Here is a 22,370-nt window from a genome sequence, read left to right on the forward strand (position 1 = left end):
TTTCTTTATTGGATTACATCCCGAGCCCACGCTTGCGCCCGAAGCTCCAGTCGACACCACTGTTGCCGCGCGAGACGCCGGAGACATGCTGGCCGATTTGCTTTTCGAGGGATGGCGTCCAGGGCACGAGCTGGAAGCCGAGGCCGTCATCGATCATGGCGAAGCGACCGGAGGCGAGTGCGAAGCGCTGCCTATATGTGCCGGCGACGTATTCGCCGGTACCGGCTTTGGTGAAGGGCCTGCCGGTCTCGGTCGCCAGCTTCTGGCCAAAGGCGTCCACCTCGCGCTGACGCAGCGTCTCGATCAAACCACGCGTAAAGCTGACGCCACGAGATTGCCGCTCGGCGAGACCCTGGCCAACGAGATGTTCGGCGCGCCTGTCCATCGCGTCACGCACCTCAGCGCCGAAACCGCCGCCACCGAGCGCCACGGGATCGCGGGCGATGGCCTGCCGGTCGAGCCAGGTGGCGCCGGTGGCATGAACCTGCCGTTGGATGTCGAGATCGGAGCGGACCGCGAGCGCGACGCGGCGGCGGCCCTGTGCATCATCGAACTTGCGAAGCTCGACGATCGAGCCCGGCGCGCTGTCGCCAGCGGCATCAAGGTCGGCCAGCTTGATGTGATGAGTGCGCCCGTCGATGCCATCGACCACCGCATAGGCCGTGCCCTTCAGCTCATCATCGAGACCACGATCGACCAGCCGCCCAACCACAGGATCGTCGAGGCTTTCGCCAGCGAGCACATAGTTGGCAGCGCCGCGCTCGATACCGCGTTCGGTCAGACCGCGATGGATGCGCTTGATGATGTCGCCGCGTTCTCCCAGCTCGCGCAAAGTCGCCTCGGCATTGTCCACCACGACCCATTGCCCGGGGCCGACCTGATCTGCGAGGCCGAGCGTCTCCAGCATCCGCAGCCGACCGACTTTCATCGTGTGGAATTCGTCGGGCTGGCGGTCAGGCTGCGGGGCGAGATCGACGACGCCGGTGCGATAGCTGTCTCGGGCAAGCTGACGATCGAGATTGGTCCAGCGTTCCGCCTCGATCTGCCGTTCGAGGTTGCGGCGAATTTCGTGATCGGTGCGCGGCCCCAACTCCTGGGTGACGAGATCCTGTGCGCGGGCGCGCATGCCTTCCTTGATATAGTCGCGGGAGATGACGAGGTCCTGGCCGTCATCGGTACGGCCACGCAGAATAATATGGACGTGCGGATTATCCGTGTTCCAGTGGTCAACGCCGACCCAGTCGAGGCGGGTGCCCAAGTCCTTCTCCATCTGCCCCATCAGGTCGCGGGCGTAGGTCTTGAGGTCGGACATCTCGGTCGCGTCCTCGGGCGAGACGATGAACCGGAAGTGATGCCGGTCGCCGTCGCACCGTTCCGCGAAGGCCTTGGGATCGGCGTCCTCGGTCTCAGGTCCGAACACCCGGGCCTTCTCCCCATCCCGGGTGACGCCCTCGCGCCGGAGATAGCTGAGGTGGGCGGCGAGCGGCGTCGCCCGAGCGCTATGACGGACGACGCGCGTCTTGATGACCGTGTTGCGTGATCGGCCGGTGAGCAATCGGTTGGCCTGCACGGTCGCGCGCTGGCCACGCCCGTACCGCGAGCGGCGCCCCGAACTGATCTTGCCGGAGCGCGAGACCATGCCTCCGGCCCGCTCAGCGGCCGCAAGGGCCTGGGCGATGAAGGGCCGGGCAGCTTGAGCGCGGGTAGAGCGAATACGGCCTGGCCGTATGCGAAATTCGTCCTCGCCGCTCATGGCTGAGGCCCCACACATCGCGCAATCGCGCGGAAAACCTTGGCGAAATGGCGAATGCGCAGGCTGCGCCGATCAGGCGCACCTCGCGCAAATGCACTATATGTCCCTGAAAACACAGGACCGAACGCAGGCACACATCGCCTGCTTTTATCTCGCCTTGCCTCGGTCGTGTCTCCCGCTGGCCTTCCACACACCGCAATCCCTACGATCCAGCCCCAAGCAGCAACAGAGACCACGACAATCATCGCAATGCCTCCTGTTCGATGTTGCGGCGCACAAACAGGCCATCGGACGGCGGTGCGAGCGCCGACAGATCGACGATCGTACGAGCGCTAGAGGAACGATCGGAGGGGCGATTGACGGTCTTGTTATCATCACTATTCCCGGCAAGGGAACGCGCGACGAACAGCGGCGCAATCGACCATGAAGGGCGCGACGGGTGAACAACTGTGCCCTTGGGGGCGGCTTTATCCCCGTCGATCAGCGACATGATTTTCGCAACGTAATCGACGGTCTCGGCCGGCAGGGGTTCGTCAGAGACAAGGTGTTTTTCATAGCGGCCGGGGCCAGCATTGTAGGCCGCGAGGAAACCCGGCGAGCCGTAGAGATCATGCAGCTCTGCGAGATATGCAGCGCCAGCGAAAATGTTGTCACGCGGCTGATAGGGATCGCCGCCGAGTTGATACCGTGTGCTTAGTTCCATCCAAGTCGCGGGCATGATCTGCATCAGCCCCATCGCGCCTTTCGGCGAGACGGCAAGCGGATCATGGTCACTTTCAGCCTGCATAACGGCGCCTATCCACCGTTCGGAAATCGCAAAACGTCGGGCAGCGTCCGTGATGTGCATTGCCCATAGATCAGACGGCGGGGCGACCGTGACTGCGCGATCCGACAGAGCATCGTACTTCAGAGGATCGGCTGACGCCACGCATGGCTGCGTGACGCTCAGGATGACCGCGACGAACATCGCCGTGATCGTCGGAACGGCAGCGTGAGTACCGCCGTCCCGAAACACCATCAGCCTGCCATCGTGCTCGCTGCGGTCAAGGGCACGGCTTCGCCTGCGACCGACATTTTCCGGACGGGCGACACCTGATGACGTGTCCACTTCCCGGAAAACAGGCCTCCGCCCCTGACCTTCGCTGCGCGCGCCGGCTTGCTTGCAGGCAATCGGGTCGAGGGGATTGACCACAGCTCGATCGCTCAAGGGGATTACACTTGTCGCTTTGCCAGAAGGATGGCAGCGCATGACGGTCACCCCTGTTCGTCGCGCCTGCTCTTGCGCGTCCAGTGGAGGACCCAGACATCCTTGTTCGTGTCGGACGCAAACATCCGGGCACGGATCGGCTCGACAAAGGCCGGATCATCTATGGTCACGGATAGATATGCCCCTGCCCTCTCTCCGGTGCGGTCCCATGCCGCGCCAGCCTCAATGCCATCGCTGAAAATGCGATGGTTTGGTGCATTTTCAGCGTCGGTCTCATCGGCTGGCAGGATGGTCACTTCGGCATCGAGGGTGAGCGTACGGATGCGGCCGAAAAAGCCGTCACTGTTGCGGGTAAACGTACCAATCTGGGTCATGGGTAATCCTTTCGTTGCTGAAGGGACGAGCATTTCGGCTCGCGGAATACCGACTCGTGGAGGCTGCCTGGAGCCGGATGGGGATCGCCGACCGTCCAGAGCGGAAGCGCCCGACCGATGACGGTTGTGAGGGGAAGCGGCCCGAAATAGCGGCTGTCGAAACTGTCGGGTGCGTCCCAGTTCATGAAGAAGGCTTCGCTTTCGGCGATCTGCTGGCATCCCCGCCAGACGGGCAGCGATCGGCCTTGGCTGTCGCGTTCGCGGGCCTGTCCGTAAGCCATCCCGTAGGCGATGATGTCAGCGCCGGAGCGGCAAACTTCGGTGCCACTGAGCGCCAGCACGCGCTTGAGAAGCGGCAAGCCCTTCGGCAGATAGCGGCGCTCATCCAGGAAGTTTGCCAGTTCGTCGGGCGGCATAATCACTGCCAGATCGGTGACCTCGATGCGATCGACCGGGACGACCCGATAAAGACCGAGCGGCGCGCTGGCACTGGCGTTCCAGATCAGCGTCTTCGGTGGATCGACGAATGCCGCAACGCCGGTGGCGAGTGCGGAAAAATATGTCGCTACTACCCAGGCGAAGCGCGTCATGGTGTCTCTCCATCGCGATCGTTGCCAGTGGTGGTGTCTGCAATCGAGGGGAAGCTTCGACGCTTGAGCCAAGCCCGATGCTGTTCGCGGCTGTAGGCCCGAGACGGCGCGTTGACGCTGAGGCGGTTGTGGAGATGTCGCCAGTGATCTGGAGCGACGTCGGCCGGATCGATGCCCAGTGCTTCGATCGCGTCGATAGTGTTCAGCACTGTTTCGACCTTCGGCCAACCGTGGATGCGCAATAGGATGTCGCCGCCGGGACGCACGAAGGGCAGCGTCTGGAACGCCTCTCCTGCTGCCACGGCGCGCAGGATGTCGATACGGGAAACCACCGTGCCGTAATCGTTCGCCGCCCAACGGACGAAGGCCAACACACTACCCGGAGCAAAGCCAACGATACGGCGGTGACGATCGATGCGCTGTTCTTCAGCGATCCGGCCAAAGCGGATCCAGTGTTCGATCCGCTTCTCGCGCCATGTCAGTTCGACCAGGGTTTGGACGGGCGGAAGGTTTTCAGCTTGTACACCCGTCTTCATCGCCGTCCTCCCGCAGCAGAGGTGGAGAGGGATGCCGCATCGGGGCAAACGTATGGCGTGGCCGGCGATCCACCGGCCGCCGATACAGGGCGGTCCGTTAGAAAGATTCCGAAGGAATCCAGGTTAGGAACGTTAGGGGAGCGAAGAACAAAAGGAATACGGAGGCTTAAGTCCGATTTCGGTCCCGGATAGCACGGGAATCCAGTCCCCGATAGCACGGGCCTGGTGGTCCTCGATAGCACGGGTCTGTCCACAGCTTGCTCACAGTCTGATCGTCCGGCGGCGCGGCGCGCGGAACGCGGCAATGCCAGACGGGTCGGTTAGGGTTGGTTGAAAGGTCAGCCGCACACGGCCGTCCGGATCGGTCACGAGCGCAAGTCGGTAGCCAGGCAGCGGCTGGCGCTGGACGATGCCGCGCAGGTCATAGACAAAGTGCTTAAGGGGCGAGAGGCTGCCGGACTTCAGGTGCAGGTGCTTCAGATCGAAGCTCCAGCCCCCTGTTTGGCGGCCACCGTGTTTACGCACGAGCCGGTAGAGCCAACGCTCAAAGCCACCCCTCAGATCGAAATAATCCCGGTCGATGGTCAGGATCAGCGCATCGTCGATGACCCCGGCATAAAACCAGTCCGGCAAGATAAGCTCGATGCCGAACGGGCGGCCTTCCGCATCAAGCCGTTCCTTCCATTCGGCAATCCATGAGAAGCGGTGCCTGCGCCGTTCGGACGGCTGGCGGATCGTGGTGGCGATCGTGGTGGATTGCAGTCGGTCGAGCGCTGCCTTCAGCCGTTCATAGCTGCGGGCGGAATCGTCTCGATGGATAAATGTGAGGATTTCATAAGGCGTCGCTGACATCAGCCGTGATGTCCGCAGACCGTTGTCGCGGGCTTCGACGATCTGCGACGCAGCCCAGATCAGGATGTCCGCGTCCCAGATCGTCGCCATGCCGTGTTCGGCGGTTGCCTCCACGCGGATCGCTACATCGCCCATGCGAAAGTCGATCGGCGCCACGCGGCGGGATTTGGCCAGTGAGAAGAACGGCCAGGACATGAGGTCCTGTGCATCGCGGGCGGCAATATTGCCGCCGCTTGGCTGAAACAGCTCGAGCTGCTGCCCCTGATATGTCCTGTGCCCGGTCATCGCGGCGATCAGCGCGTCATGCCAATGGCGCGAGCGGCCATCGACACTTGCGGCATGCGGGCGCTCGAAGCGGCCTCCGACGTGGACCGGCGTGCAGATGCGTCAATCCAGGCATGAAGGTCGGTGACGGCATAGACGACGCGGCCGCCGAGCTTGTGATAGACCGGCCCGGTTCCATCGCAGCGATGCTTTTCGAGCGTGCGGGGCGAAAGATCGAGAAGACGGGCCGCTTCCGCGGTGCGCACGAAGCGCGGCCAGGTGCTGTCGGTTTTTTCCTGCATCGTCTGCCTCCATCGCGGCCACCTTCAATGCGGCGGGTCTATTGCGACAATGGCGAAAAAACTGCGGACCGACGGAGTGACAGAATTCGCCAACAAGCAACCTGTCCCCGGCGATCGAATGCCGGCCTCACCAGTCAGGCGGAACTGGTGCGCTCATGAGCGGCGTTGTGGAAAAGTTGTCCCTTGGTTGGGCCACCCCGCAAGATGCGACGGTAGCCACCGCTGACATAGCCCCTGCCCTCAGCGATCAGACGAGCAAGGTGCCGACGCGCCGAGGTATTTTGCCAGTCGACGGCGGAGATGGAGCGCACGTCCCGACCGAATATGACACTGGCGATCTCGCGCCTCGAGGCACCGTCACGAAGCCCGTCCAGGATCCTCAGCATCAGAATGAGGCGATGGCGATGAAACGCTGAAATCTGTTGCTGGCGCATGGCTGGACCCGCCGGCTTGCGTGTCAGCCATCGGTGCATTCGTCGCAGGCTGTGCAGACGAACCTCAAGGTCAGGGTCCAACGGCAGCATGACAGCCAGTCTGGCGGGCGGTGACCTCCCGGCAAACCACATCCGCAAACTGTCGCTCGTCCCAGAGGCTGGAATGTAGACGGCACTGTCGCGATCCGTTCCCCTCACCGATACAGGCAGGTCTTTCGGATCAAATTCGAGGCATCCTGAAAATCCGGCTGGCGCTTCTGCGACGACGATGGCCTCCGGGTCCAGATCTGGGCGCCAAAAAGGGTGCGCCAACCATGCGGGGACATCAGGATCCAGCGCGAAAGGCAATCCCCCAACGGGACGTCAGACCCTGTAGGGCGTCGCGTTTCGCCACAGTGCCGCCCTGACTGGCAATGGCTGCAAAGTCAGATCGATAGTCAGTGTTTCGTCTGAGAAATTCGAAGGCAAAGCCACTGCGGTCAAGCGGCGGGAATTGACTGGCGAACTGCGGCGACGACCAAACCGTCTCGGAAACCATGGGGGCACTCCTACGCGATACAACAGGAAGCACAGGGCCGCTGACCACACGGTCAGCAGCGGCTGGGACAAAACGGAGCGATGTACGGACGAAATGGATGGGGAGGTTAACTATGGCACGACGTCAGATCTTGATCTGATTCCGCCTCACTGCTTCAACAATCGTATGAACGACATTCGACGTGTCGAGCTTGTCTTTCGAATTTCGAAGATGGGTGTGCACAGTGTTTTTCGAAATGCTCAGGATGACGGACACTTCCCAGGCCGTCTTGCCCTGCGACGTCCAGGTGAGCACTTCAACTTCCCGGGGCGTCAGTTTTCTGAACTGTGAAATTGATAGACCAATCATTCGTCGTCTCACGAGCAAAAGGCATGAAAAGGCAATCATGAGCCTCGCCTGACGGACGCGGCCCGTGTCGATTTAGATTCCATGACCGCAACACATGCGGAAGTTTGCGGAATACGTCGCAAAAGGATCGCCGGAAACGTTCTAAAGAACAACAATCCTTGAGGCGATTATCATCATCAAAGTTTCGGCGGCACAAGTCCCGGAATGCGCGATTGATGACTATAGTAGGTGGCAGGCGGAGCCGTATTCTGATTTTTCTTGCTCATGAAACTCACGTCGATTTTTGCGAGAAATCTTCGGCTTTGTCGACAGCAACGGGGGCTGTCGCAGGAACGCCTTGCGGTATTTGCCGGTCTCGACAGAAGCTATATCGGCAAGCTGGAACGGGAGCTGAGTTCACCAACGCTTGACGCGCTTGAGGCCATCTCGGCTGCGATGCAGATCGATGTCGAAGTCCTGATACGACGACAGGTTCCCGAACCAGTGAAGCGGCATTGAACCGTAGAAATCGCTACAGAAAACCCGCATAGTTAATTGATATTCATCATGAATTAAAATGGCCGCATCGGCGATGTTTAAGACACGAGATCTTTCACGTCGACGCCCAGGGCCTCAGCCAAACGACTGAGGGACACGATTGTCGGATTGCGCCTGCCCGCCTCGAGTCCGCTGAGATATGCCCGCGTCAGCTTAGAGATGTGCGACAACTCTTCCTGAGACAGAGCCCGCTCGCGCCGGATGCGCAATACATTGAGACCGACAATCGCCCGTATATCCATCGGATGATTTTTCGGTGTCCGTACACTCTATGACGACACACTATAGTGAACATTCGCCTTGACACGACGGGGAGAGAGTGCGTCTATTGTACACTATATGGAACACTGTTTCGATAATAGGAACATGAAATGTCTAACAGCCTGTCCCTCGAAAAGGGCCTTCACATTCTTGGCCTCCTGAAGAGCTCGAACGAAGCCCTCGGCGTCAGAGAAGTCGCGCGCCGGCTGGATCTGAGCCCCGCCGTCGCTCAGCGCATGCTCAACACGCTGGCCTCGCAGGGCTATGTCGAGCAAGACGCAGATACCCGCCGCTATCAGATTGGTTACGCCGTCCTCGGGCTGGCGCAGCACGTGTTTCAGCGCGGGCGACTGCTGTCGCTCACGGAGACTGAGCTGCAGACCATGGCATCGGACAGCGGGTTCAACGGATTTCTGGGCCTGCGGCGAGGCGCCACGGGCGTCTATGTGCTCGCCGTGCAGTCCGACAGTCCGGTGGTCATCCGCGCGCAGCCGGGGGAAGTGATGCCGCTGCATTCGACGGCGCTGGGAAAGGCACTGTTGTTCAACCTGTCGGATGACGCAGTCGCCAACCTCCTCGGGGAAGGCCCGTACGAGGCCCGCACGTCAAGAACCCTGACAAGCCTGGGAAGCTTGCTCGAACAGTTGCACCTAGCCCAATCACTCGGCTACGCCACGGCGATTTCGGAAAATATCGAGGGTGTGATCTCCGTTGGAGCACCGATCTACGATGCTGGCGGCGGCACCATCGCTGGGATGAGCGTCGCCTTCCCCCGCGTGCTCCAACCCAAGACCAAGATCACCGACATTGCGCAGAAAGTGCTGGGTGCCGCAGCCCGCATTTCCAAAGCCATGGGGTTCGACGATACGCATTCGAGCAAAGGGAGGCCAGAGACCGATGTTGCTTAATCACGAGCGGCTGCAAGCGGCGATGTCCGCACATCAACTCGACGCCATCGTGGCCACCGCGCCGGAGAATGTTCTCTACACCAGCGGGTTCTGGTCGCTGCCACAATGGATACGGCGCGGCCCGCAGGCTTTCGTCGTTTGGACTTCAGGTGACGCAGATGGGCAGCCTGTCGTCATCGCCGGCACATCGACTCTGGACCTAGTGGCGGATCAACAGGTGACAGCGAGAATACGCCGATATGGCGCCTTCCCCATCGATCACGCGCCGTCTGTTGAGCTCGACCCGGTCAGCGCCCGTCAGGTGGCTCTTCATGCCCTTGGCGACGACGGTGATGCGATCAAGGCCCTTGTCCTGGAAATCCGGCAGGCCGGGCTTGAGAAAGCCCGGATCGGCATTGACGAAATGGGGCTTCTCCCCGGCGACACCGAACGACTGCGCAGCGACCTGCCCGGTGTGACATGGGTCATGGCGGCATCGCTCTTTCGCAACGTCCGTGCCGTCAAGACGCCACTGGAGATCGACCGGCTCAGAACGGTCGCGGCCATTACCGAACGGTCGGTCGCGGCGGCACTCGCCATCGCCACCGAGGGCGTGACCGAAATCGAGCTCGCCCGTGCATTTCACGGCCAAACGGTTCGCGAAGATGCTGTCCCTGTCCTCGGGTGTATCGGTTTCGGCGAACGCAGCGCCCTCATGAACGTCCAGCCCTCCGAGCGACGGCTGCGCCAGGGCGACATCATCCGCTTCGACGTTGGCGGTCACTATGGCAATTACCGTGCCGATATTGCCCGCATCGCCAGCCTGGGTTCACCCTCCAAGGACATCCAGGCGAAATACAATGCCCTGAACAAGGGCGTTCAACGCGGCATCGAGCTGATCCGGCCGGGCGTTGCTGCCAGCGATGTCTTCGAGGCTGTTGTCGAGACCGTCCGGAGCGAAGGCATCGCTCACTATCAGCGAAGCCATGTCGGACACGGCATCGGCCTTGACGGCTACGACGCGCCGCTGCTTTCGGCGACAAGCAGTGACGTGCTTGAAGAAGGCATGGTTGTCTGCATCGAGACGCCCTATTACGAGCTCGGTCGGATCGGCCTGCAGGTCGAGGACATGCTCGTCGTCCGGGCCAACGGCGCGGAGATGCTGTCGAACAACGGCACCAGCATGACGGTGCTGGGCTGATGGCTCGCGCCGCGGCATATGCCTGCTACCGATGTGGGCAAGACTTCCCCCTCGATCTCGCGATCGATTCCAAGGGGTGCCCAACCTGCTTTTCTGAGGCGCCATCGAACCTCCATATGGTCTATCGACGTGCCGCTGGCCGGCCACCGGTCGACTCGGACAGGTCCCTGCCCTCGCTTTGGCGCTATTCGGACAGCCTGCCATTCGACCGGCAGGATGCGATCTCCCTTGGCGAAGGCCTCACGCCGCTGCTGCCGGCGACAAAGCTTGGCGCAGCCATCGGCATCCCCGGTCTTCTCCTGAAGAACGAGGGTTGCAATCCGACCTGGTCGCACAAGGATCGCTTTTCGACCGTCGCGATCACGGCAGCCGTACAATCGGGCGCAAAACTGGTGGCAACCAGTTCGACTGGCAATGCTGGGGCATCGCTTGCTGCCTATGCCGCGCGGGCCGGACTGCCCTGTGTCGTCGCAACGCTTGCCGGATCGGCCGGCCCGATGCTGACGCAGATCCGGAAATACGGAGCCGAGGTCGTGCCTTTCAAGAACAAGTCAGACCGCTGGGCATTTCTGGCGGAAGGTGTTGCGCGGTTCGGATGGTTTGCGACCTCACCCTATCGCCACCCCGTCGTCGGCAGCCATCCGATCGGCATCGAGGGTTACAAGACGATTGCGTTCGAGATCGTCGAACAGATGGGCGGCAAGCCCCCTGACTGGTGCGCCTTGCCGGTGTGTTACGGCGACGCTTTGGCCGGCGTCTGGCTCGGTTTTCGCGAGATGCTTCAGCGAGGCGCGATCGACAAGATGCCGAAACTGCTGGCAGCCGAGGTGCACGGGTCGCTGGAACAGGCCATCGCGCAGAAGACGGATCGTATCCCGGATATGCCTGCAGCCTTTGACGCGCTGGCCGTGTCGATCGGCGCGACACGCAGCACCTTCCAGGCGCTGAAGGCACTGCGCGAAACGAAAGGCGCAGCCTTGGCGATCTCCAATGCGGGGCTGGTGTCCCTGCAGGAGAAAGTCGCCGCCACCGAAGGCCTGTTTCTCGAACTGTCCTCGACGATCCCGATTGCGGCAATCCGAGAGGCCAGACAGCGAGGCATCATCGACCGCGATGAAATGGTCGTGGCAGTAGTGACGGCATCCGGCCTGAAGGACACTGACCGATCCGCATCGCCGGACACGGCATCGCCCTTTGGCGATGTCGAGAGCGCCCTCTCGGTCTTCGCAAACGGAGGAATGGCCTGACAAAGGCCCTGATGGGCCGGCCGCGCGCACGCATTTTAAGAAGAAGGGGAATGTTATGCCTATGGAAAGACGAAAATTTATAGCAGCGACCGCATTTTTGACGACGATCGCACCGCGCATGTCATGGTCGCAAAAAAGCGCCTATCCAGCGGAGAATCCAACTCTGATTGTCGGCTTTGCTGCCGGAGGTGCCGGCGATATCGCCACCCGCGTTGTTGCCAATTATGTCAAAGAGGCACGCGGTGTCGTGGCCACACCAGATTTTCGTCCAGGGGCTGGTGGCACGATCGCGACGGATCAGGTGCGCCGCGCACCCGCTGATGGATCGGTCCTGTCACTCTATTCGGTCAGCCCCCTGCTTGTTGCTCCGCATCTTCAGAAAGTCCCTTACGATTCCACACGCGATTTCACCTATATCGCAAGTTATGCCGGGATCTCGGTGCCCTGCTTCGTGCGCAGCGACAGCCCCTTCCAAACCTGGGACGAACTTCTCGACTATGCCCGAAAGGAACCGTCAAAGCTGCGGTGGGCAACCGCGGCACCCCGGGGCCTTGCCCATATCGCAACCGATGCCGCATTCCGCACGGAGAAGGCCGCTGCGACCTTCGTGCCATTCCGCGGCGGTGCCGATGCTGTCACGGCCCTGTTGGGCGGCCATATTGATATGGTCGTGTCATCGGACTTCGGCCCGCATCTGGCCGCCGGCTCCGTGCGCCTGCTCGCCGAAACCAGCCCCAATCCGAATGCGGGACATGCTGGCATGGTCAGTTTTGCCGAGCGGGGTTATCCGATTGCCATTCCGGCATCCTATGGCCTGTTTGGACCAGCCGGTTTGCCGCAGGAGATCATTGCCTGGTGGGAAGATGCGATCCGCGAGATGATCGCCAGTCCGATGTATGCCGACTTCATCCGGGTCATCAACGGCTATCCGCTGTTCCAGAAGAGCGATGAATTTACGCAAATGGCCGGGCAGGCCTATACGCGGATCGGGCAACAGATCGATGAGATGGGGATCCGTCTATGAACATCGCCCGCCTTGTCCCTTACACCCTGATGGCCCTTGGCCTTGGCGCGGCGGTGAACGCCGCCAATCTCCAGCTTTGGGCCTATGGAGAACCCGGTTCAGGCCTGTTCCCCTTTCTGGCCGCACTTCTCCTGGTTTACACAAGCCTCGGATGCAACCTGGAGAAGACGGCAGCAACCGAACCCGTCGAGCTTCCCCGCCTTTTGACCTATTGCGCAGCCCTTGGGCTTTTCTGCCTGATGCTGCAATTGATCGGATTTGCGCTCTCGGCATTCCTGTTTCTGGTTGCCGTCTTCAGGTTCATCGAACGGATGGACTGGACCTGGTCACTGCTTCTGGCCTTCGCCTTTGCCTTTTCGACCTGGGGCTTGTTCGAAGGGCTTCTGTCTGTGCCGCTTCCGCGCGGCGAATGGAGCCTGTGATGCTCGATTCCTTTTCGCAACTGGTCATGGGTCTCGGCATAGCGCTCGAACCCACCCACCTCGCCATCGCGCTGCTTGGCGCAATCTTGGGAACAGCCGTCGGCGTTCTTCCAGGCCTTGGGCCCTCTGCGACAGTCAGCCTCCTGCTGCCGGTCACGATGATGCTCGACCAAACCGGCGCCATCATCCTGCTCGCCGGCATCTATTACGGCTCGCTCTATGGCGGGTCCATCACCTCTGTCCTGATGCGCGTGCCGGGCGAAGCCGCCAGCCTTGTGAGTTGCTTCGACGGTTATCCGATGGCGCAACAGGGCCGCGCGGGCGCCGCCCTTGGCATCAGCGCCTTTGGCAGTTTCATCGCCGGCATCAGTGCGACCCTTGCCATCACGATCGTTGGTCCGGCCTTCACCTCGGTTGCTCTTGCCTTCGGCCCCATCGAAAAGACATCGATCGTGGCGCTCGGCCTGGTCCTGGCCGCCAGCATCGGCGAAGGGTCGCGCATCAGGGCCTGGACGATGGTCTCGCTCGGTCTTCTGCTGTCGACGGTCGGCGTCGACCTGATCTCCGGCGAGGAGCGCTTCGCCTTCGGGGTCAGCTATCTGCGCGACGGATTCAACATCGCTGTCCTTGCCATGGGTCTGTTCGGCGTCAGCGAAATGCTGATGCTGATCGAGCGAAAGGCATCGCCCGACACCGCGCCGATGCCGTCCTACCGTTTGCGGGACCTGCTTCCGACAGCAAAGGACTGGAAGGTTTCGACCGGACCGATCGCACGCGGGACGGTGCTCGGCTTCTTCCTCGGGCTGATGCCCGGCGGTGGCGCACTCGTTGCCGGTTTCGCCAGCTACATGCTGGAGAAAAAGATCTCCAAGTCGCCGGAACGTTTCGGAAAGGGCGCAATCGAGGGTGTCGCGGGGCCGGAAAGCGCCAATAACGCCGCCGCCCAGGCAAGCTTCATTCCCATGCTCTGCCTTGGCATTCCGGCCAATGCGGTCATCGGCATCATCATGGGCGCGCTGCTAATGCAGAATGTGGTGCCGGGTCCGCAGATGCTGACGGAACATCCCGAGCTTTTCTGGGGCATCGTGGCCAGCATGCTGGTCGGCAATGCCATGCTGATTATCCTCAACGTACCGCTGATCCGCGTATTCGTGCTGCTTTTGCGGATACCACAGACCATGATGGCGCCGCTCATCGTGCTCTTCTGCGTCATCGGCGCATTCAGCATGAACAACAGTCTGTTCGATGTCGGGGTGGTGATCGGGTGCGGCTTCATCGCCTATGGGCTGCGCAAGGCCGGCTTCGATCTGGCTCCGCTGCTGCTCGCCTTCCTGCTCGGATCGCTGTTCGAGGAAAACCTCCGACAGGGGCTGATCCTTGGCCTCGGCAATCCACTGGTTTTCCTCGACAGTCCGATCAGCCTGACGGTGATCCTCTTCACGATCGCCGTCTTGATGGCCCCGCTGGCAAAGAGACTGAAAACCCGGATGGCAGGCTAGCCATGCTGACACAGAATGGCGCGATGTCCGATCATCGCGCCATTGTCCCGAGGCAGGGTTCATATTCACCGGCCAGCTACCCACGCTCAGGACTGGATCTCTAAGCGTCAAATCCGGAGTCATGCTTGTGCCCGCTGCTCGCTGCTGCAACCCCCATAACATCTTGTCAAACCTGGCCTTGGATCCTATTGTAGGTTATATCACTACTTTCTGAGGTTCATCATGGACGAAGCCGTTTCTGCCGCAGATGCCAATCGTCGTTTCTCCGTCCTTCTGCGGGGTGTGCGGGAGGGAAACAGTTATGTGGTCACCAGCCACGGCAAGCCTGTCGCCCGTATCCTGCCGGCGGACGCAAAGGAGGAAACGACATCCGGCGCGCGCTCTGCCCTGCTGTCCCGCCTTGCCAAGCAGCCGGTCGTCGAAGCGGGCCGTTGGTCGCGCGATGAGCTTTACGAGGACTAAGCGTGAAGGTCGCTTTCGACACCAATGTTCTCGCCTATGCGGAGGGCGTGAACAACAGCGAGAAGCGGGATATTGCGCTTGATCTGCTGCAACGGATTTCCCAGACATCGGTCGTGATCCCGGTTCAGGCCCTCGGTGAACTCTTCAACGTCCTGGTGCGCAAGGCAGGCAGAAGTCGCGGCGATGCGCGTGATGCGGTGCTTGGCTGGCGCGATACGTTTCCGGTTGCGGCCACCACGGCCGAGACGATGGTGACGGCCATGGATCTCGTCAGCGATCACCAGTTCAGCATCTGGGATGCCGTCATCCTCACGGTCGCCTCGCAGGCTGGTTGCCGTGTCCTGTTGTCGGAAGATATGCATGAGGGCTTTACCTGGGGCGGCGTAACGGTCGTCAATCCCTTCGCCGACACGCGGCATGAACTGCTCGCCATTCTCCTGGGCGAAGGATCTGGATAAGGCAGGTCGGCCCCGGATGGATATGCTCCATATCGATGCCCTGCAGATGGCCGCTTTACAAAAGAAAATGAAGAGTATCGGAGCTTTCAGCATAGCGGCGGCCCTGCCTGAAGGGCCGTGAAAGCGGGAATTCTCGACACGCTTCTTGACGGAAACAGGGACGCCGCAGGAGGTTTAGCATCGCGCCGCGAAGCGGAAACCGGGATCGACCTCCCCCGGCAAAAGCGTTCCGTGTGGGGCGAGTTGTTGCCTCGCTCGAACGACGATGTCCCGCGCTGCCCTGCTGCTCGGTACTGCTATGGGATCAACCGTTTTGCAGCCGCCGCCGCGACCAGTCGATATGCGTCCAAGCGTCTTCGCGCGCCGGCGCGATGCGCAAGAGCTTCGACGGTGCGGCTTTCCTCTCAGGCGGCCATCCTTCAAGACTTTCCAGCCAGTCGTCAGAATAGACCGTGGACTGGTAGCGATAACCCTCGTCCGGCAGGATCACAGCGACAGTTTGGTTCGGGTGCGTTCTGGCGAACCAGTCCGCCACGAGATGGGCAGCACCGCTGGTCGGACCGAAGAACATGGCGTGATGACGATAGAGGTCCCGGGTGGCGGCAAACGCCTGAAACGCACCGACCCAGTGTACTTCGTCGATCAGGGCATGATCCAGGTTTTTCGGCACAATGCTGTTGCCGAGCCCGCGCAGCAGACGGGGACCAGCCTGATGCCCGAACAGAACGCTGTTGTTCGTATCCACCGCAATTGCCCGCAACCCCGGAAACAGCCGGCGCAGATAGCTTGCCGTGCCACACAGCGAGCCGCCCGATCCGACACTGCCAACAAGGCAGTCGATGCGGCCGACCTTCTCGACCAGGATTTCAGCAAGCCGCGCATAGGCGGCAGGATTGTCGGGATTATCATATTGTTGCGGCCAAAGGCATCCGGTCGGCTGTCGAAGACGCGATGAAGTGCGGCAAGGCGGCCGCCCTGATTGCCAGTGCGGTTCTCATCTTCGACCAGGATCACGGATGCATCCAATTGCTCCAGCCTCGCCATGAACGACGCATCCATGAGGCTCGTGGCAGTGACAATCGTCAGCGTATAGCCACGCTCGACCGACAGCATGGCGAGCGCCAGGGCAAAGGTGCCGGAGCTCGTTTCGACGATATGACTGCCTCGCTTCAGGAGCCCGCGCTCTTCGGCCCGATCCAGCATGAAACGGGCAGGCAGCAGCTTCATCAGGCGAAACTGCGCGGCATGGAGGTTTGCTGAGAGCGGGACGATCCGGGGCGTCTCAAAATCCGAAAGATAGCTTTCGATGGTCATTCCAGCACCCATGCCGGCGCACCGTCCGCATTCACCACGAAGCGGATGATATCGGTGAACCCTTCCCTCTTGGCAGCATGCGCAATGCTCTCGGCCCGATCGGCTGCGCTGTCGTCGCGCGCATCGAGGAGGATGCCCATGCGGTTACCGCTATGAGCCACCTGCACGCCAAGGCCGCCGCCGGTCTGCGCCAGCCGGACGAGGTCGTCGAACCGACGCTTCGGCAGATGACGCTGATTGATCCGCGCACTGGCTGTTGCGACGCGGCCGATTGATCTGGGATCCTGCTGCGCAATCGCGTGGCGCACATGGCCCCGCAGAACCCTGAAGGTTTCGATCTCCGTGCTGGTGTAGCGGGCGGGTGGCATGTCGACCGTGTCAACCGGTTCGTCTTCCGATGAGGAAAAGCCGATGACATAGAGCGGCGGATAATCGCCGGGCAGATAGTCGAGCACCCTCCCCTCGCGATGGGCAAACAGCACAGCCTGTCCAACAAAGGCAATCGCATCTGTCGCGGTCTCGGCAGCAACGGCAAGGCGGCACAAGGTCGTGCGGCTGATCTGCGAATGGGCCGCCGCCGCAATGGCGTAAATGCTCGCCACGACATCGGCGGTGGACGATCCGTAGCCACACCCAAGCGGAATCGTGCTTTCGATTGTCAGGCAGCCCTCGGCATCTGGATACCCCAGCGCATCAAGCGCGAGCCGGGCTGCGCGGGCGGCCTTGGTTCTCCCTTCGGGGCGAGTGCGTATGCCCGGTCCGGCATCAGGCCAGAATGTGACATGCGATTGTTTGCCGGGAAGCGGGAGCGTAAGCAGGCCACGGTGAAGTCTGCCATCATCGTCTGGAAAGACACCCTGGAGAATTTCGCCGTGATGGGCCATGGCCGTGCCGGAGCCAACCTGCAGGGACCGCGAAGTCGTTCCACCTGGCGTGATCGCCGCAGACGAATGGTTCGCGTCTGACTGGGTCATGCCGCAATCTCCCGTGATCTTTCGCTTTCTCCGACTTTCCTACAAGTCGGCGCTTGCGTCCCTCCTCACATATCAGGAGTTGTCAGACCCTTTCGCCGCACTACGGCACGAGTGCCGACTGCCCTGGAACATTTGCTCCATGGTCATTTCGCGGGGCCAGTGGGTGATCTTGCGAGCCGGGCGACGCCCGGCGAGCGGCGACGATGCGTCGGGCACCGCAGCCGCTCGCGATGCGCTACAGCTTTTCGGGTGACCTTCGATCGGCCACAAAATCGAAGCGCACACGCTTTCGGGGTGGAACCGGGCGCGACGTCCTAGCAACGCTGCGCCCGGTCCTGTCGTTTATGCCGCGCGCTCCAGCAGGAGCTTTGCCTTTGCCTCAAGTTCAAGGCGCCCGTCCTGATGCGTTTTCGTGCGGGCATGGGCTGTCAGACCTTGCACAAAATCAAAGACGCTTTCCGGCGGACGGCCTTCCTCGCGCAACACGGTCTCGATAATCCGGCCGGTTTCCGCTTTCGAGAACCCACGCCTGCGCAGGAAGCTTTCACGGTCCTCGTCAGTGCGGGCGACGATCTTGTCCCGCGCCGCCTTGATCCCGGCCACGAAAGGCGCAGCACTCGACTTGGCAAAGTTCGTCAATGCCGGTGCGGCCTCATAAGCAAAGCGCTGCGCGGCGAACTTGCTGTGGCGGATGGTGATCTCTTCGAAACTCTCGACGCCCCACAGATTGCGGTTCATGCACACGGCGCGAAGATAGAAGGAGGCGATGCCGAGCGTCTTGGCGCCGACTTCGCTGTTCCAGCAATAGAAGCCTCGAAAATACAAGTCAGGATCGCCGTTTGGCAGGCGTCCGGCCTCGATCGGGTGTGTGTCATCAACCAGAAACAGGAAAACGTCCCGGTCACTGGCATAAAGCGTCGTTGTGTCCTTGGTAATATCCACGAAGGGGTTGTGCGTCATCGACCCCCAATCCAGAACGCCTGGCACTTTCCACATGGTATCGCCCACGCCATTGCCGGCGATCTTCATCACCGCCGCCACGAGTTCATGGTCGAATATCCTGCCGTAGTCGGGACCGGTCACTGCCCGAAGCTCGATGCGGCCGGTATCCGCTTCGTAGGTCTTCACAAGCTCAGCGCGGTGCGACAGCAGGCCATGCTGCAGATTGATGCCAGCCAACGGCGCAGGCAGCTGCCGCATATAGGTGGAGGGTGCACCGACAAGGCTGCACAGCTGACCAAAGCTCCAATGCGTCGGGGCGATGGGTTGATCACGTCCGGGCACGATCAGCGCCAGCCGTTCCGCATTGTCACGGCTCGCCTCGACCCGCACGGCGCGGCTTTCCACGGTGCGGGTCGTAGCACGATCCGCCCTCGCCTTCACACTGTCATAGAGGTCCGTCAACGACAGGTAGCGCTCATCGTCGGGGCGCGAAAACCATTCTGACGAAACCCGGCTGTTATGCACACCACGCGACACGTCGACACGGAACCCCTCGGCGACCTGCTGGCCAATCTGGAAGTTATCGTTGAAATTCATGACCTTGCTCCTGTTTTTTCACGTTGGTGCCGAAGGCATGTCCCTCGACATGCTTTCCGGGGGCGCGTGAGCGCGCGGGGATGGAGGGGGCAAATGCCGGCGAGCATGGCCGGCCTGCCAGGCTTGAGCGGAACGCAATGGCGGAGATCGCCTATGGGGATCAGTACCGTTCTGCTGAGCGGCGGGCCTGCCATGCGCAGGCGGCGTTTGCGGGGAGCAAGGGGAAAAGTTTCCCTTGCTCCCCGCAAGGATCGGCGGAACTCCTGTGGAGCCGGTCAGGACAAAGGGAGCGGAGCTCTCCGTATTTTCGAGCAGTGGCGGCGGACCTGAGCATGGCGAAGCCCCGCTTTCGCGGGGCCTGGCCGTTGACCTTATCCGTTGGCCGTGCGGCGGCGCGACCAGATGAGGGAGAGTTCCTCGCCTTCCGCCTCGACCAGGCTGGCATAGATGGGAGCGGCGAAGCTCGGATCGTCGAGCTTGACGGAGAGATAGGCATTGCCCTTGTCGGACTGCTTCTTCCACGCGGCCCCGAATTCCACAGTGGAGGCGAACACGCGGTAGTCCGGGCCATTTTCGGTGTCGCCCTCGGCGGGCACGAATTTCACCGACTTGACGTTGAGGGTGAGGGTCTTGACCGAGCCGGTGAGGCCATTGTCGGTGCGGGTGAAGGTGCCGATCGTTGCCATGATGATATATCCTTTTTGCTGATCGGATCGCGCCCATCGCGATCTCGATGATGGTCGGACGACCGGAGATGATCGAGACGCACCCCCGGGGCTCCCTGTTGCGCTTGGCGCAATGGGGTGGCTTGTTGGGCCGCAATGACATGGAGGGCGTCGGGCAACCGCTATTTTGATTTCGCGATGCAAAGCCGGCTGCGCCGGCGGCGGAAAAAAGCGGATGAACGACGTTGCGGAACTGAGATCGAGGCGGCCATTTGCCGCCGGTCTTCGGTCAGACCAGGTCAATCGAGTTCGTGTTGGGCGCACTCTCGTCAGTCAGAGAGACAACCGCGTCATGGTAGGTGTCGACACCCTCGCCTGCCTCTGGACAAAGGCGTTTCGGCTCACGCGGCGCAAGGCCTTCAGTTTATACTGGCCGTTGAACCTTTGCCGATCCGTGCGGCCCCTTTGCCCGGACCTTTCGATGCTCGCTCTCATGCGTCATGGGATCCGGGCCGATGTTGCAGCAGCCCGACATCGACACAACTGTCAACACGATCAAATCGAGCCATCCGTCTTCGTCGCCTCACCCGCCAGCGTGGCATTGGGCAGGTTCGCCGGGCTGCCATCCCTGGTGTGGCACATGGCCTTGTCCCTTCTGATGGTCACCACCGGTCCTGATATGACGGGGCCGAGCAGCGCGATCGGCCCGTCGCCGTTCGCCACCTCCCTTGCGCCAGCGCATCATGTTGGTCATGGCGTGCATGTTCCCATCGAGGTCCGGCCGCGTCCCATGTGCGCGGCCGATTTTTTCGCCCATGTAATGACGAAGGCCGGAGCACCAGGGCAAGGGGTAAGACCCCTTGGCTCCCTTTCCAAAGAGGTTGCATCAAGTCTGCTTTGCGAAAACCGCGAAACTTCGTTCAACGCAAGCTCTTTGGTCGGCTACGAAAAACTACGCAAGAACGCGAAGTCGCCGCCGAGAACATGCCATTCTGATCGTGCTTGCTCAATGCCACCCGGAAATTCGCATTCCCTTAGCCGATTTTTTGGTCAATTCTCTGCCGATGCCGGGCTGTTAGTCCGAACCGGTACCAAAGCCAATAAAGCCATGTCTCCATGGAGTTGCCGTGATGGAAGATCCCACCTACCTGACTGCTGAAGAGGTAGCTTGGCGCTATCCCGGATCGAAACGAACCTTCGTAAATTATTGGTTTATATAGCCTTTTATTGAGTCCATGACTGCTCCACAACGAGGCAACCAGCGGGGCTTGCGATCATCTATATGCGGAGGTGTAGAACTTTCGTCGCACCCGTGCAGATGAGATCGAATAAGCGGCGCTGCGGCGGCCAGCTCACCTGGAGGACGCAGCAAGGAACATCGCGGCTTTCCTGCAAGCGTGTGGGGAAAACTCGAATTGGGGAATTGATCACGCTTCACTCTGACGCGCTCCACGCGCTCTGAGCCAACGCGGATCGAAGAATTACGATGTGCCCCCGAAGCCCCTTCGGCATACCGCGGAAGAAATCGACGCCATCGCCAGTTTGGTCAATGCGCCAGCAACTTTGGAGGGCTCGCAGAATGGCTAAGCAGAACGTCATCACCGCCCTCGAGAGCGAGGCTCTCATCAATCGGCTCGAACTGCAGAAAACGCAGGAGGCCGACGTTAACAACCCTTACAGACATCTCGAAGAAGAGTGGCCGTGCCTCTCCCAGAAGGATGGAAAGCCGCAAAGCTGCCATGGATCCTATCCATCGCTGCGTCCTCCTCGCAGGGCTTCATTGGACTCAAGGGATGTGTTTCGACTGAAGGCCCAGATGAGCAACACTCTTTGGAAGCCCGAGCCGAGCGGCCTCATCCACCAGACGCTAGGCAAGGCAAGCGAAGAAACCTCCGAACCGGCAAGTATCCTGTCGCGCTGCATAATCCAAGGCCTCAACCAAGGAGAGCCAGCGGACGGAAAGCCAAACCGCAGAGCGCTCTCGGACGAGATTGACGACTTTGACGCCGCAGTTCAATGGCTGCGCGAACTGACTATGGACGAATTCAACAAGGAGCGCTCCGCGAGGAAGGTTAGAAAATTCCACCAGTGGCCGCGCATGGTTGAAGAAGACGTGGCCATGGTGCTACCCGACCAATGTGACGCCTGGTCGACAGCAGGGCACGGCGCCATCACTGACTTTCCGCCACGCCCCCACACCGGCAATGAGGGAGGTGGGGCAGACATGACCTCCGCACCCGCCGACGAACTCGCCGCGACCGATGCGTCCCCCTGCTACAAGGCCGAGCGCGTCGATCTTGTCATCTGCTGTGGCGAGACTTCCTATTCCGGCACCGGCTTCGATTGCAACGCGTACTTCGTGACAGCAAATAGCCGAATCGCCGTCGGCATTGCATGCCCCGACGCATCGGTTCGCGCGATACTTATCTGGGATCTGCAATCGCAAGGGACGGTGGCATGACCAAACACGCCGCCATCGCCGTGCCGATCAGCAAGGAAAGCACGCGCCGAACACGCGCGAGTGAAAAAGCTCTGCGCATTACCCTGACGGCGATTTGCGAAGCTGGTCTATCTGTGGACAAGGTGTGCGTAAACGGTGGACAAATTGAAATCCACTGCGGGCCCATTGCCGCTCGACCGTCCCCGAAAAAGGATGGAGGCCTCAAGGAATGGTGAGGTCAT

The 22,370-nt window shown here is 61.1% G+C and carries 25 protein-coding genes and 1 pseudogene; 11 read left to right on the forward strand and 15 right to left on the reverse strand.

Annotated elements, in window-relative coordinates; all coding sequences use genetic code 11:
* Positions 1–13: 13 nt before the first annotated feature.
* The 10 genes from PDO_RS04770 to PDO_RS04810 all read right to left on the reverse strand — a co-directional run bounded on the left by PDO_RS04770 (position 14) and on the right by PDO_RS04810 (position 7,198).
* Complete coding sequence (locus PDO_RS04770; RefSeq protein WP_007598520.1) at positions 14–1,753, reverse strand: relaxase/mobilization nuclease domain-containing protein; 1,740 nt, start codon at positions 1,751–1,753, stop codon at positions 14–16.
* A 241-nt stretch (positions 1,754–1,994) separates the two neighbouring features.
* Positions 1,995–2,960 (reverse strand): lytic transglycosylase domain-containing protein, encoded by a 966-nt coding sequence (locus tag PDO_RS04775; RefSeq protein WP_244426348.1) that lies wholly within the window; start codon positions 2,958–2,960, stop codon positions 1,995–1,997.
* 47 nt (positions 2,961–3,007) lie between these two features.
* A complete protein-coding gene (locus PDO_RS04780; protein WP_007598525.1) occupies positions 3,008–3,334 on the reverse strand; it encodes a DUF736 domain-containing protein in 327 nt (108 codons plus the stop codon).
* Entirely contained in the window at positions 3,331–3,924 is a 594-nt protein-coding gene (locus PDO_RS04785; protein ID WP_007598527.1) for a S26 family signal peptidase, read from the reverse strand. The genes PDO_RS04780 and PDO_RS04785 overlap by 4 nt, the downstream gene beginning before the upstream one ends.
* Positions 3,921–4,460, reverse strand: coding sequence for a DUF2840 domain-containing protein (locus PDO_RS04790; protein WP_007598529.1), 540 nt, complete (start codon positions 4,458–4,460; stop codon positions 3,921–3,923). Before PDO_RS04790 ends, PDO_RS04785 begins: the two co-directional genes overlap by 4 nt.
* Positions 4,461–4,721: 261 nt before the next feature.
* Positions 4,722–5,597: a replication initiator protein A gene (locus PDO_RS04795; RefSeq protein WP_007598530.1), complete on the reverse strand. Its 876-nt coding sequence runs from the start codon at positions 5,595–5,597 to the stop codon at positions 4,722–4,724.
* An 8-nt stretch (positions 5,598–5,605) separates the two neighbouring features.
* Positions 5,606–5,878 (reverse strand): helix-turn-helix transcriptional regulator, encoded by a 273-nt coding sequence (locus tag PDO_RS04800; RefSeq protein ID WP_007598531.1) that lies wholly within the window; start codon positions 5,876–5,878, stop codon positions 5,606–5,608.
* Between the two features lie 134 nt (positions 5,879–6,012).
* Entirely contained in the window at positions 6,013–6,444 is a 432-nt protein-coding gene (locus PDO_RS04805; protein WP_348225816.1) for a DUF2285 domain-containing protein, read from the reverse strand.
* A gap of 193 nt (positions 6,445–6,637) precedes the next feature.
* Positions 6,638–6,850, reverse strand: a complete 213-nt coding sequence (locus PDO_RS28215; RefSeq protein ID WP_007598535.1) for a transcriptional regulator domain-containing protein — start codon at positions 6,848–6,850, stop codon at positions 6,638–6,640.
* 123 nt (positions 6,851–6,973) lie between these two features.
* The gene (locus tag PDO_RS04810; protein WP_007598537.1) at positions 6,974–7,198 is read right to left on the reverse strand and encodes a helix-turn-helix transcriptional regulator; all 225 of its coding nucleotides are present in this window, start codon (positions 7,196–7,198) and stop codon (positions 6,974–6,976) included.
* Between the two features lie 264 nt (positions 7,199–7,462).
* Here PDO_RS04810 and PDO_RS04815 point away from each other — a divergent pair, with 264 nt between their 5' ends.
* Entirely contained in the window at positions 7,463–7,696 is a 234-nt protein-coding gene (locus PDO_RS04815) for a helix-turn-helix domain-containing protein (RefSeq protein WP_037072644.1), read from the forward strand.
* A 77-nt stretch (positions 7,697–7,773) separates the two neighbouring features.
* Here the strand turns inward: PDO_RS04815 and PDO_RS04820 are convergent, their stop codons facing one another.
* Positions 7,774–7,977: a helix-turn-helix domain-containing protein gene (locus tag PDO_RS04820; RefSeq protein ID WP_007598539.1), complete on the reverse strand. Its 204-nt coding sequence runs from the start codon at positions 7,975–7,977 to the stop codon at positions 7,774–7,776.
* 129 nt (positions 7,978–8,106) lie between these two features.
* On the opposite strand from PDO_RS04820, the gene PDO_RS04825 reads away from it, so the two are divergent.
* From PDO_RS04825 to PDO_RS04860, 8 genes are all read left to right on the forward strand, one after another.
* Positions 8,107–8,904 carry an IclR family transcriptional regulator gene (locus tag PDO_RS04825; protein WP_007598541.1) on the forward strand — a complete coding sequence of 266 codons (798 nt, stop codon included), beginning with the start codon at positions 8,107–8,109 and terminating at the stop codon, positions 8,902–8,904.
* Positions 8,894–10,084: a M24 family metallopeptidase gene (locus PDO_RS04830; RefSeq protein WP_007598542.1), complete on the forward strand. Its 1,191-nt coding sequence runs from the start codon at positions 8,894–8,896 to the stop codon at positions 10,082–10,084. Before PDO_RS04825 ends, PDO_RS04830 begins: the two co-directional genes overlap by 11 nt.
* 116 nt (positions 10,085–10,200) lie before the next feature.
* Complete coding sequence (locus PDO_RS04835) at positions 10,201–11,331, forward strand: threonine synthase (protein ID WP_052023386.1); 1,131 nt, start codon at positions 10,201–10,203, stop codon at positions 11,329–11,331.
* Positions 11,332–11,392: 61 nt separating this feature from the next.
* Positions 11,393–12,355 carry a tripartite tricarboxylate transporter substrate binding protein gene (locus tag PDO_RS04840; protein ID WP_037072645.1) on the forward strand — a complete coding sequence of 321 codons (963 nt, stop codon included), beginning with the start codon at positions 11,393–11,395 and terminating at the stop codon, positions 12,353–12,355.
* Entirely contained in the window at positions 12,352–12,777 is a 426-nt protein-coding gene (locus PDO_RS04845) for a tripartite tricarboxylate transporter TctB family protein (protein ID WP_007598545.1), read from the forward strand. Before PDO_RS04840 ends, PDO_RS04845 begins: the two co-directional genes overlap by 4 nt.
* On the forward strand, positions 12,777–14,276 hold the full coding sequence (locus tag PDO_RS04850; protein WP_007598551.1) for a tripartite tricarboxylate transporter permease: 1,500 nt from the start codon (positions 12,777–12,779) through the stop codon (positions 14,274–14,276). The genes PDO_RS04845 and PDO_RS04850 overlap by 1 nt, the downstream gene beginning before the upstream one ends.
* Positions 14,277–14,498: 222 nt before the next feature.
* Positions 14,499–14,738: a type II toxin-antitoxin system Phd/YefM family antitoxin gene (locus tag PDO_RS04855; RefSeq protein WP_007598556.1), complete on the forward strand. Its 240-nt coding sequence runs from the start codon at positions 14,499–14,501 to the stop codon at positions 14,736–14,738.
* A 2-nt stretch (positions 14,739–14,740) separates the two neighbouring features.
* Complete coding sequence (locus PDO_RS04860; RefSeq protein WP_007598557.1) at positions 14,741–15,196, forward strand: PIN domain-containing protein; 456 nt, start codon at positions 14,741–14,743, stop codon at positions 15,194–15,196.
* 304 nt (positions 15,197–15,500) lie between these two features.
* Here the strand turns inward: PDO_RS04860 and PDO_RS29315 are convergent.
* From PDO_RS29315 to PDO_RS04885, 4 genes and pseudogenes are all read right to left on the reverse strand, one after another.
* Positions 15,501–16,085, reverse strand: a pseudogene (locus PDO_RS29315) (pyridoxal-phosphate dependent enzyme); the annotation flags it as partial.
* 421 nt (positions 16,086–16,506) lie between these two features.
* Positions 16,507–17,484 carry a GHMP family kinase ATP-binding protein gene (locus PDO_RS04870; RefSeq protein WP_007598562.1) on the reverse strand — a complete coding sequence of 326 codons (978 nt, stop codon included), beginning with the start codon at positions 17,482–17,484 and terminating at the stop codon, positions 16,507–16,509.
* Between the two features lie 342 nt (positions 17,485–17,826).
* Entirely contained in the window at positions 17,827–19,023 is a 1,197-nt protein-coding gene (locus PDO_RS04880; protein ID WP_007598565.1) for a hypothetical protein, read from the reverse strand.
* Positions 19,024–19,394: 371 nt separating this feature from the next.
* The gene (locus tag PDO_RS04885) at positions 19,395–19,709 is read right to left on the reverse strand and encodes a DUF736 domain-containing protein (protein ID WP_007598571.1); all 315 of its coding nucleotides are present in this window, start codon (positions 19,707–19,709) and stop codon (positions 19,395–19,397) included.
* Between the two features lie 1,558 nt (positions 19,710–21,267).
* On the opposite strand from PDO_RS04885, the gene PDO_RS28530 reads away from it, so the two are divergent.
* Positions 21,268–22,149 (forward strand): hypothetical protein, encoded by an 882-nt coding sequence (locus PDO_RS28530; protein WP_007598575.1) that lies wholly within the window; start codon positions 21,268–21,270, stop codon positions 22,147–22,149.
* Positions 22,146–22,364, forward strand: a complete 219-nt coding sequence (locus PDO_RS27750; protein ID WP_007598576.1) for a hypothetical protein — start codon at positions 22,146–22,148, stop codon at positions 22,362–22,364. The genes PDO_RS28530 and PDO_RS27750 overlap by 4 nt, the downstream gene beginning before the upstream one ends.
* Positions 22,365–22,370: the final 6 nt, after the last annotated feature.

Source organism: Rhizobium sp. PDO1-076, from assembly GCF_000247475.1.
Taxonomy (GTDB): Bacteria; Pseudomonadota; Alphaproteobacteria; order Rhizobiales; family Rhizobiaceae; genus Allorhizobium.

Excerpts from the sequence above, each read along its gene's own strand:
- PDO_RS04770 (WP_007598520.1), bottom strand. The coding sequence starts at position 1,753 with ATGAGCGGCGAGGACGAATTTCGCATACGGCCAGGCCGTATTCGCTCT.
- PDO_RS04780 (WP_007598525.1), bottom strand. The coding sequence starts at position 3,334 with ATGACCCAGATTGGTACGTTTACCCGCAACAGTGACGGCTTTTTCGGC.
- PDO_RS04785 (WP_007598527.1), bottom strand. The coding sequence starts at position 3,924 with ATGACGCGCTTCGCCTGGGTAGTAGCGACATATTTTTCCGCACTCGCC.
- PDO_RS04790 (WP_007598529.1), bottom strand. The coding sequence starts at position 4,460 with ATGAAGACGGGTGTACAAGCTGAAAACCTTCCGCCCGTCCAAACCCTG.
- PDO_RS04795 (WP_007598530.1), bottom strand. The coding sequence starts at position 5,597 with ATGACCGGGCACAGGACATATCAGGGGCAGCAGCTCGAGCTGTTTCAG.
- PDO_RS04800 (WP_007598531.1), bottom strand. The coding sequence starts at position 5,878 with ATGCAGGAAAAAACCGACAGCACCTGGCCGCGCTTCGTGCGCACCGCG.
- PDO_RS04805 (WP_348225816.1), bottom strand. The coding sequence starts at position 6,444 with ATGTGGTTTGCCGGGAGGTCACCGCCCGCCAGACTGGCTGTCATGCTG.
- PDO_RS28215 (WP_007598535.1), bottom strand. The coding sequence starts at position 6,850 with ATGGTTTCCGAGACGGTTTGGTCGTCGCCGCAGTTCGCCAGTCAATTC.
- PDO_RS04810 (WP_007598537.1), bottom strand. The coding sequence starts at position 7,198 with ATGATTGGTCTATCAATTTCACAGTTCAGAAAACTGACGCCCCGGGAA.
- PDO_RS04815 (WP_037072644.1), top strand. The coding sequence starts at position 7,463 with ATGAAACTCACGTCGATTTTTGCGAGAAATCTTCGGCTTTGTCGACAG.
- PDO_RS04820 (WP_007598539.1), bottom strand. The coding sequence starts at position 7,977 with ATGGATATACGGGCGATTGTCGGTCTCAATGTATTGCGCATCCGGCGC.
- PDO_RS04825 (WP_007598541.1), top strand. The coding sequence starts at position 8,107 with ATGTCTAACAGCCTGTCCCTCGAAAAGGGCCTTCACATTCTTGGCCTC.
- PDO_RS04830 (WP_007598542.1), top strand. The coding sequence starts at position 8,894 with ATGTTGCTTAATCACGAGCGGCTGCAAGCGGCGATGTCCGCACATCAA.
- PDO_RS04835 (WP_052023386.1), top strand. The coding sequence starts at position 10,201 with ATGGTCTATCGACGTGCCGCTGGCCGGCCACCGGTCGACTCGGACAGG.
- PDO_RS04840 (WP_037072645.1), top strand. The coding sequence starts at position 11,393 with ATGGAAAGACGAAAATTTATAGCAGCGACCGCATTTTTGACGACGATC.
- PDO_RS04845 (WP_007598545.1), top strand. The coding sequence starts at position 12,352 with ATGAACATCGCCCGCCTTGTCCCTTACACCCTGATGGCCCTTGGCCTT.
- PDO_RS04850 (WP_007598551.1), top strand. The coding sequence starts at position 12,777 with ATGCTCGATTCCTTTTCGCAACTGGTCATGGGTCTCGGCATAGCGCTC.
- PDO_RS04855 (WP_007598556.1), top strand. The coding sequence starts at position 14,499 with ATGGACGAAGCCGTTTCTGCCGCAGATGCCAATCGTCGTTTCTCCGTC.
- PDO_RS04870 (WP_007598562.1), bottom strand. The coding sequence starts at position 17,484 with ATGACCCAGTCAGACGCGAACCATTCGTCTGCGGCGATCACGCCAGGT.
- PDO_RS04880 (WP_007598565.1), bottom strand. The coding sequence starts at position 19,023 with ATGAATTTCAACGATAACTTCCAGATTGGCCAGCAGGTCGCCGAGGGG.
- PDO_RS04885 (WP_007598571.1), bottom strand. The coding sequence starts at position 19,709 with ATGGCAACGATCGGCACCTTCACCCGCACCGACAATGGCCTCACCGGC.
- PDO_RS28530 (WP_007598575.1), top strand. The coding sequence starts at position 21,268 with ATGGCTAAGCAGAACGTCATCACCGCCCTCGAGAGCGAGGCTCTCATC.
- PDO_RS27750 (WP_007598576.1), top strand. The coding sequence starts at position 22,146 with ATGACCAAACACGCCGCCATCGCCGTGCCGATCAGCAAGGAAAGCACG.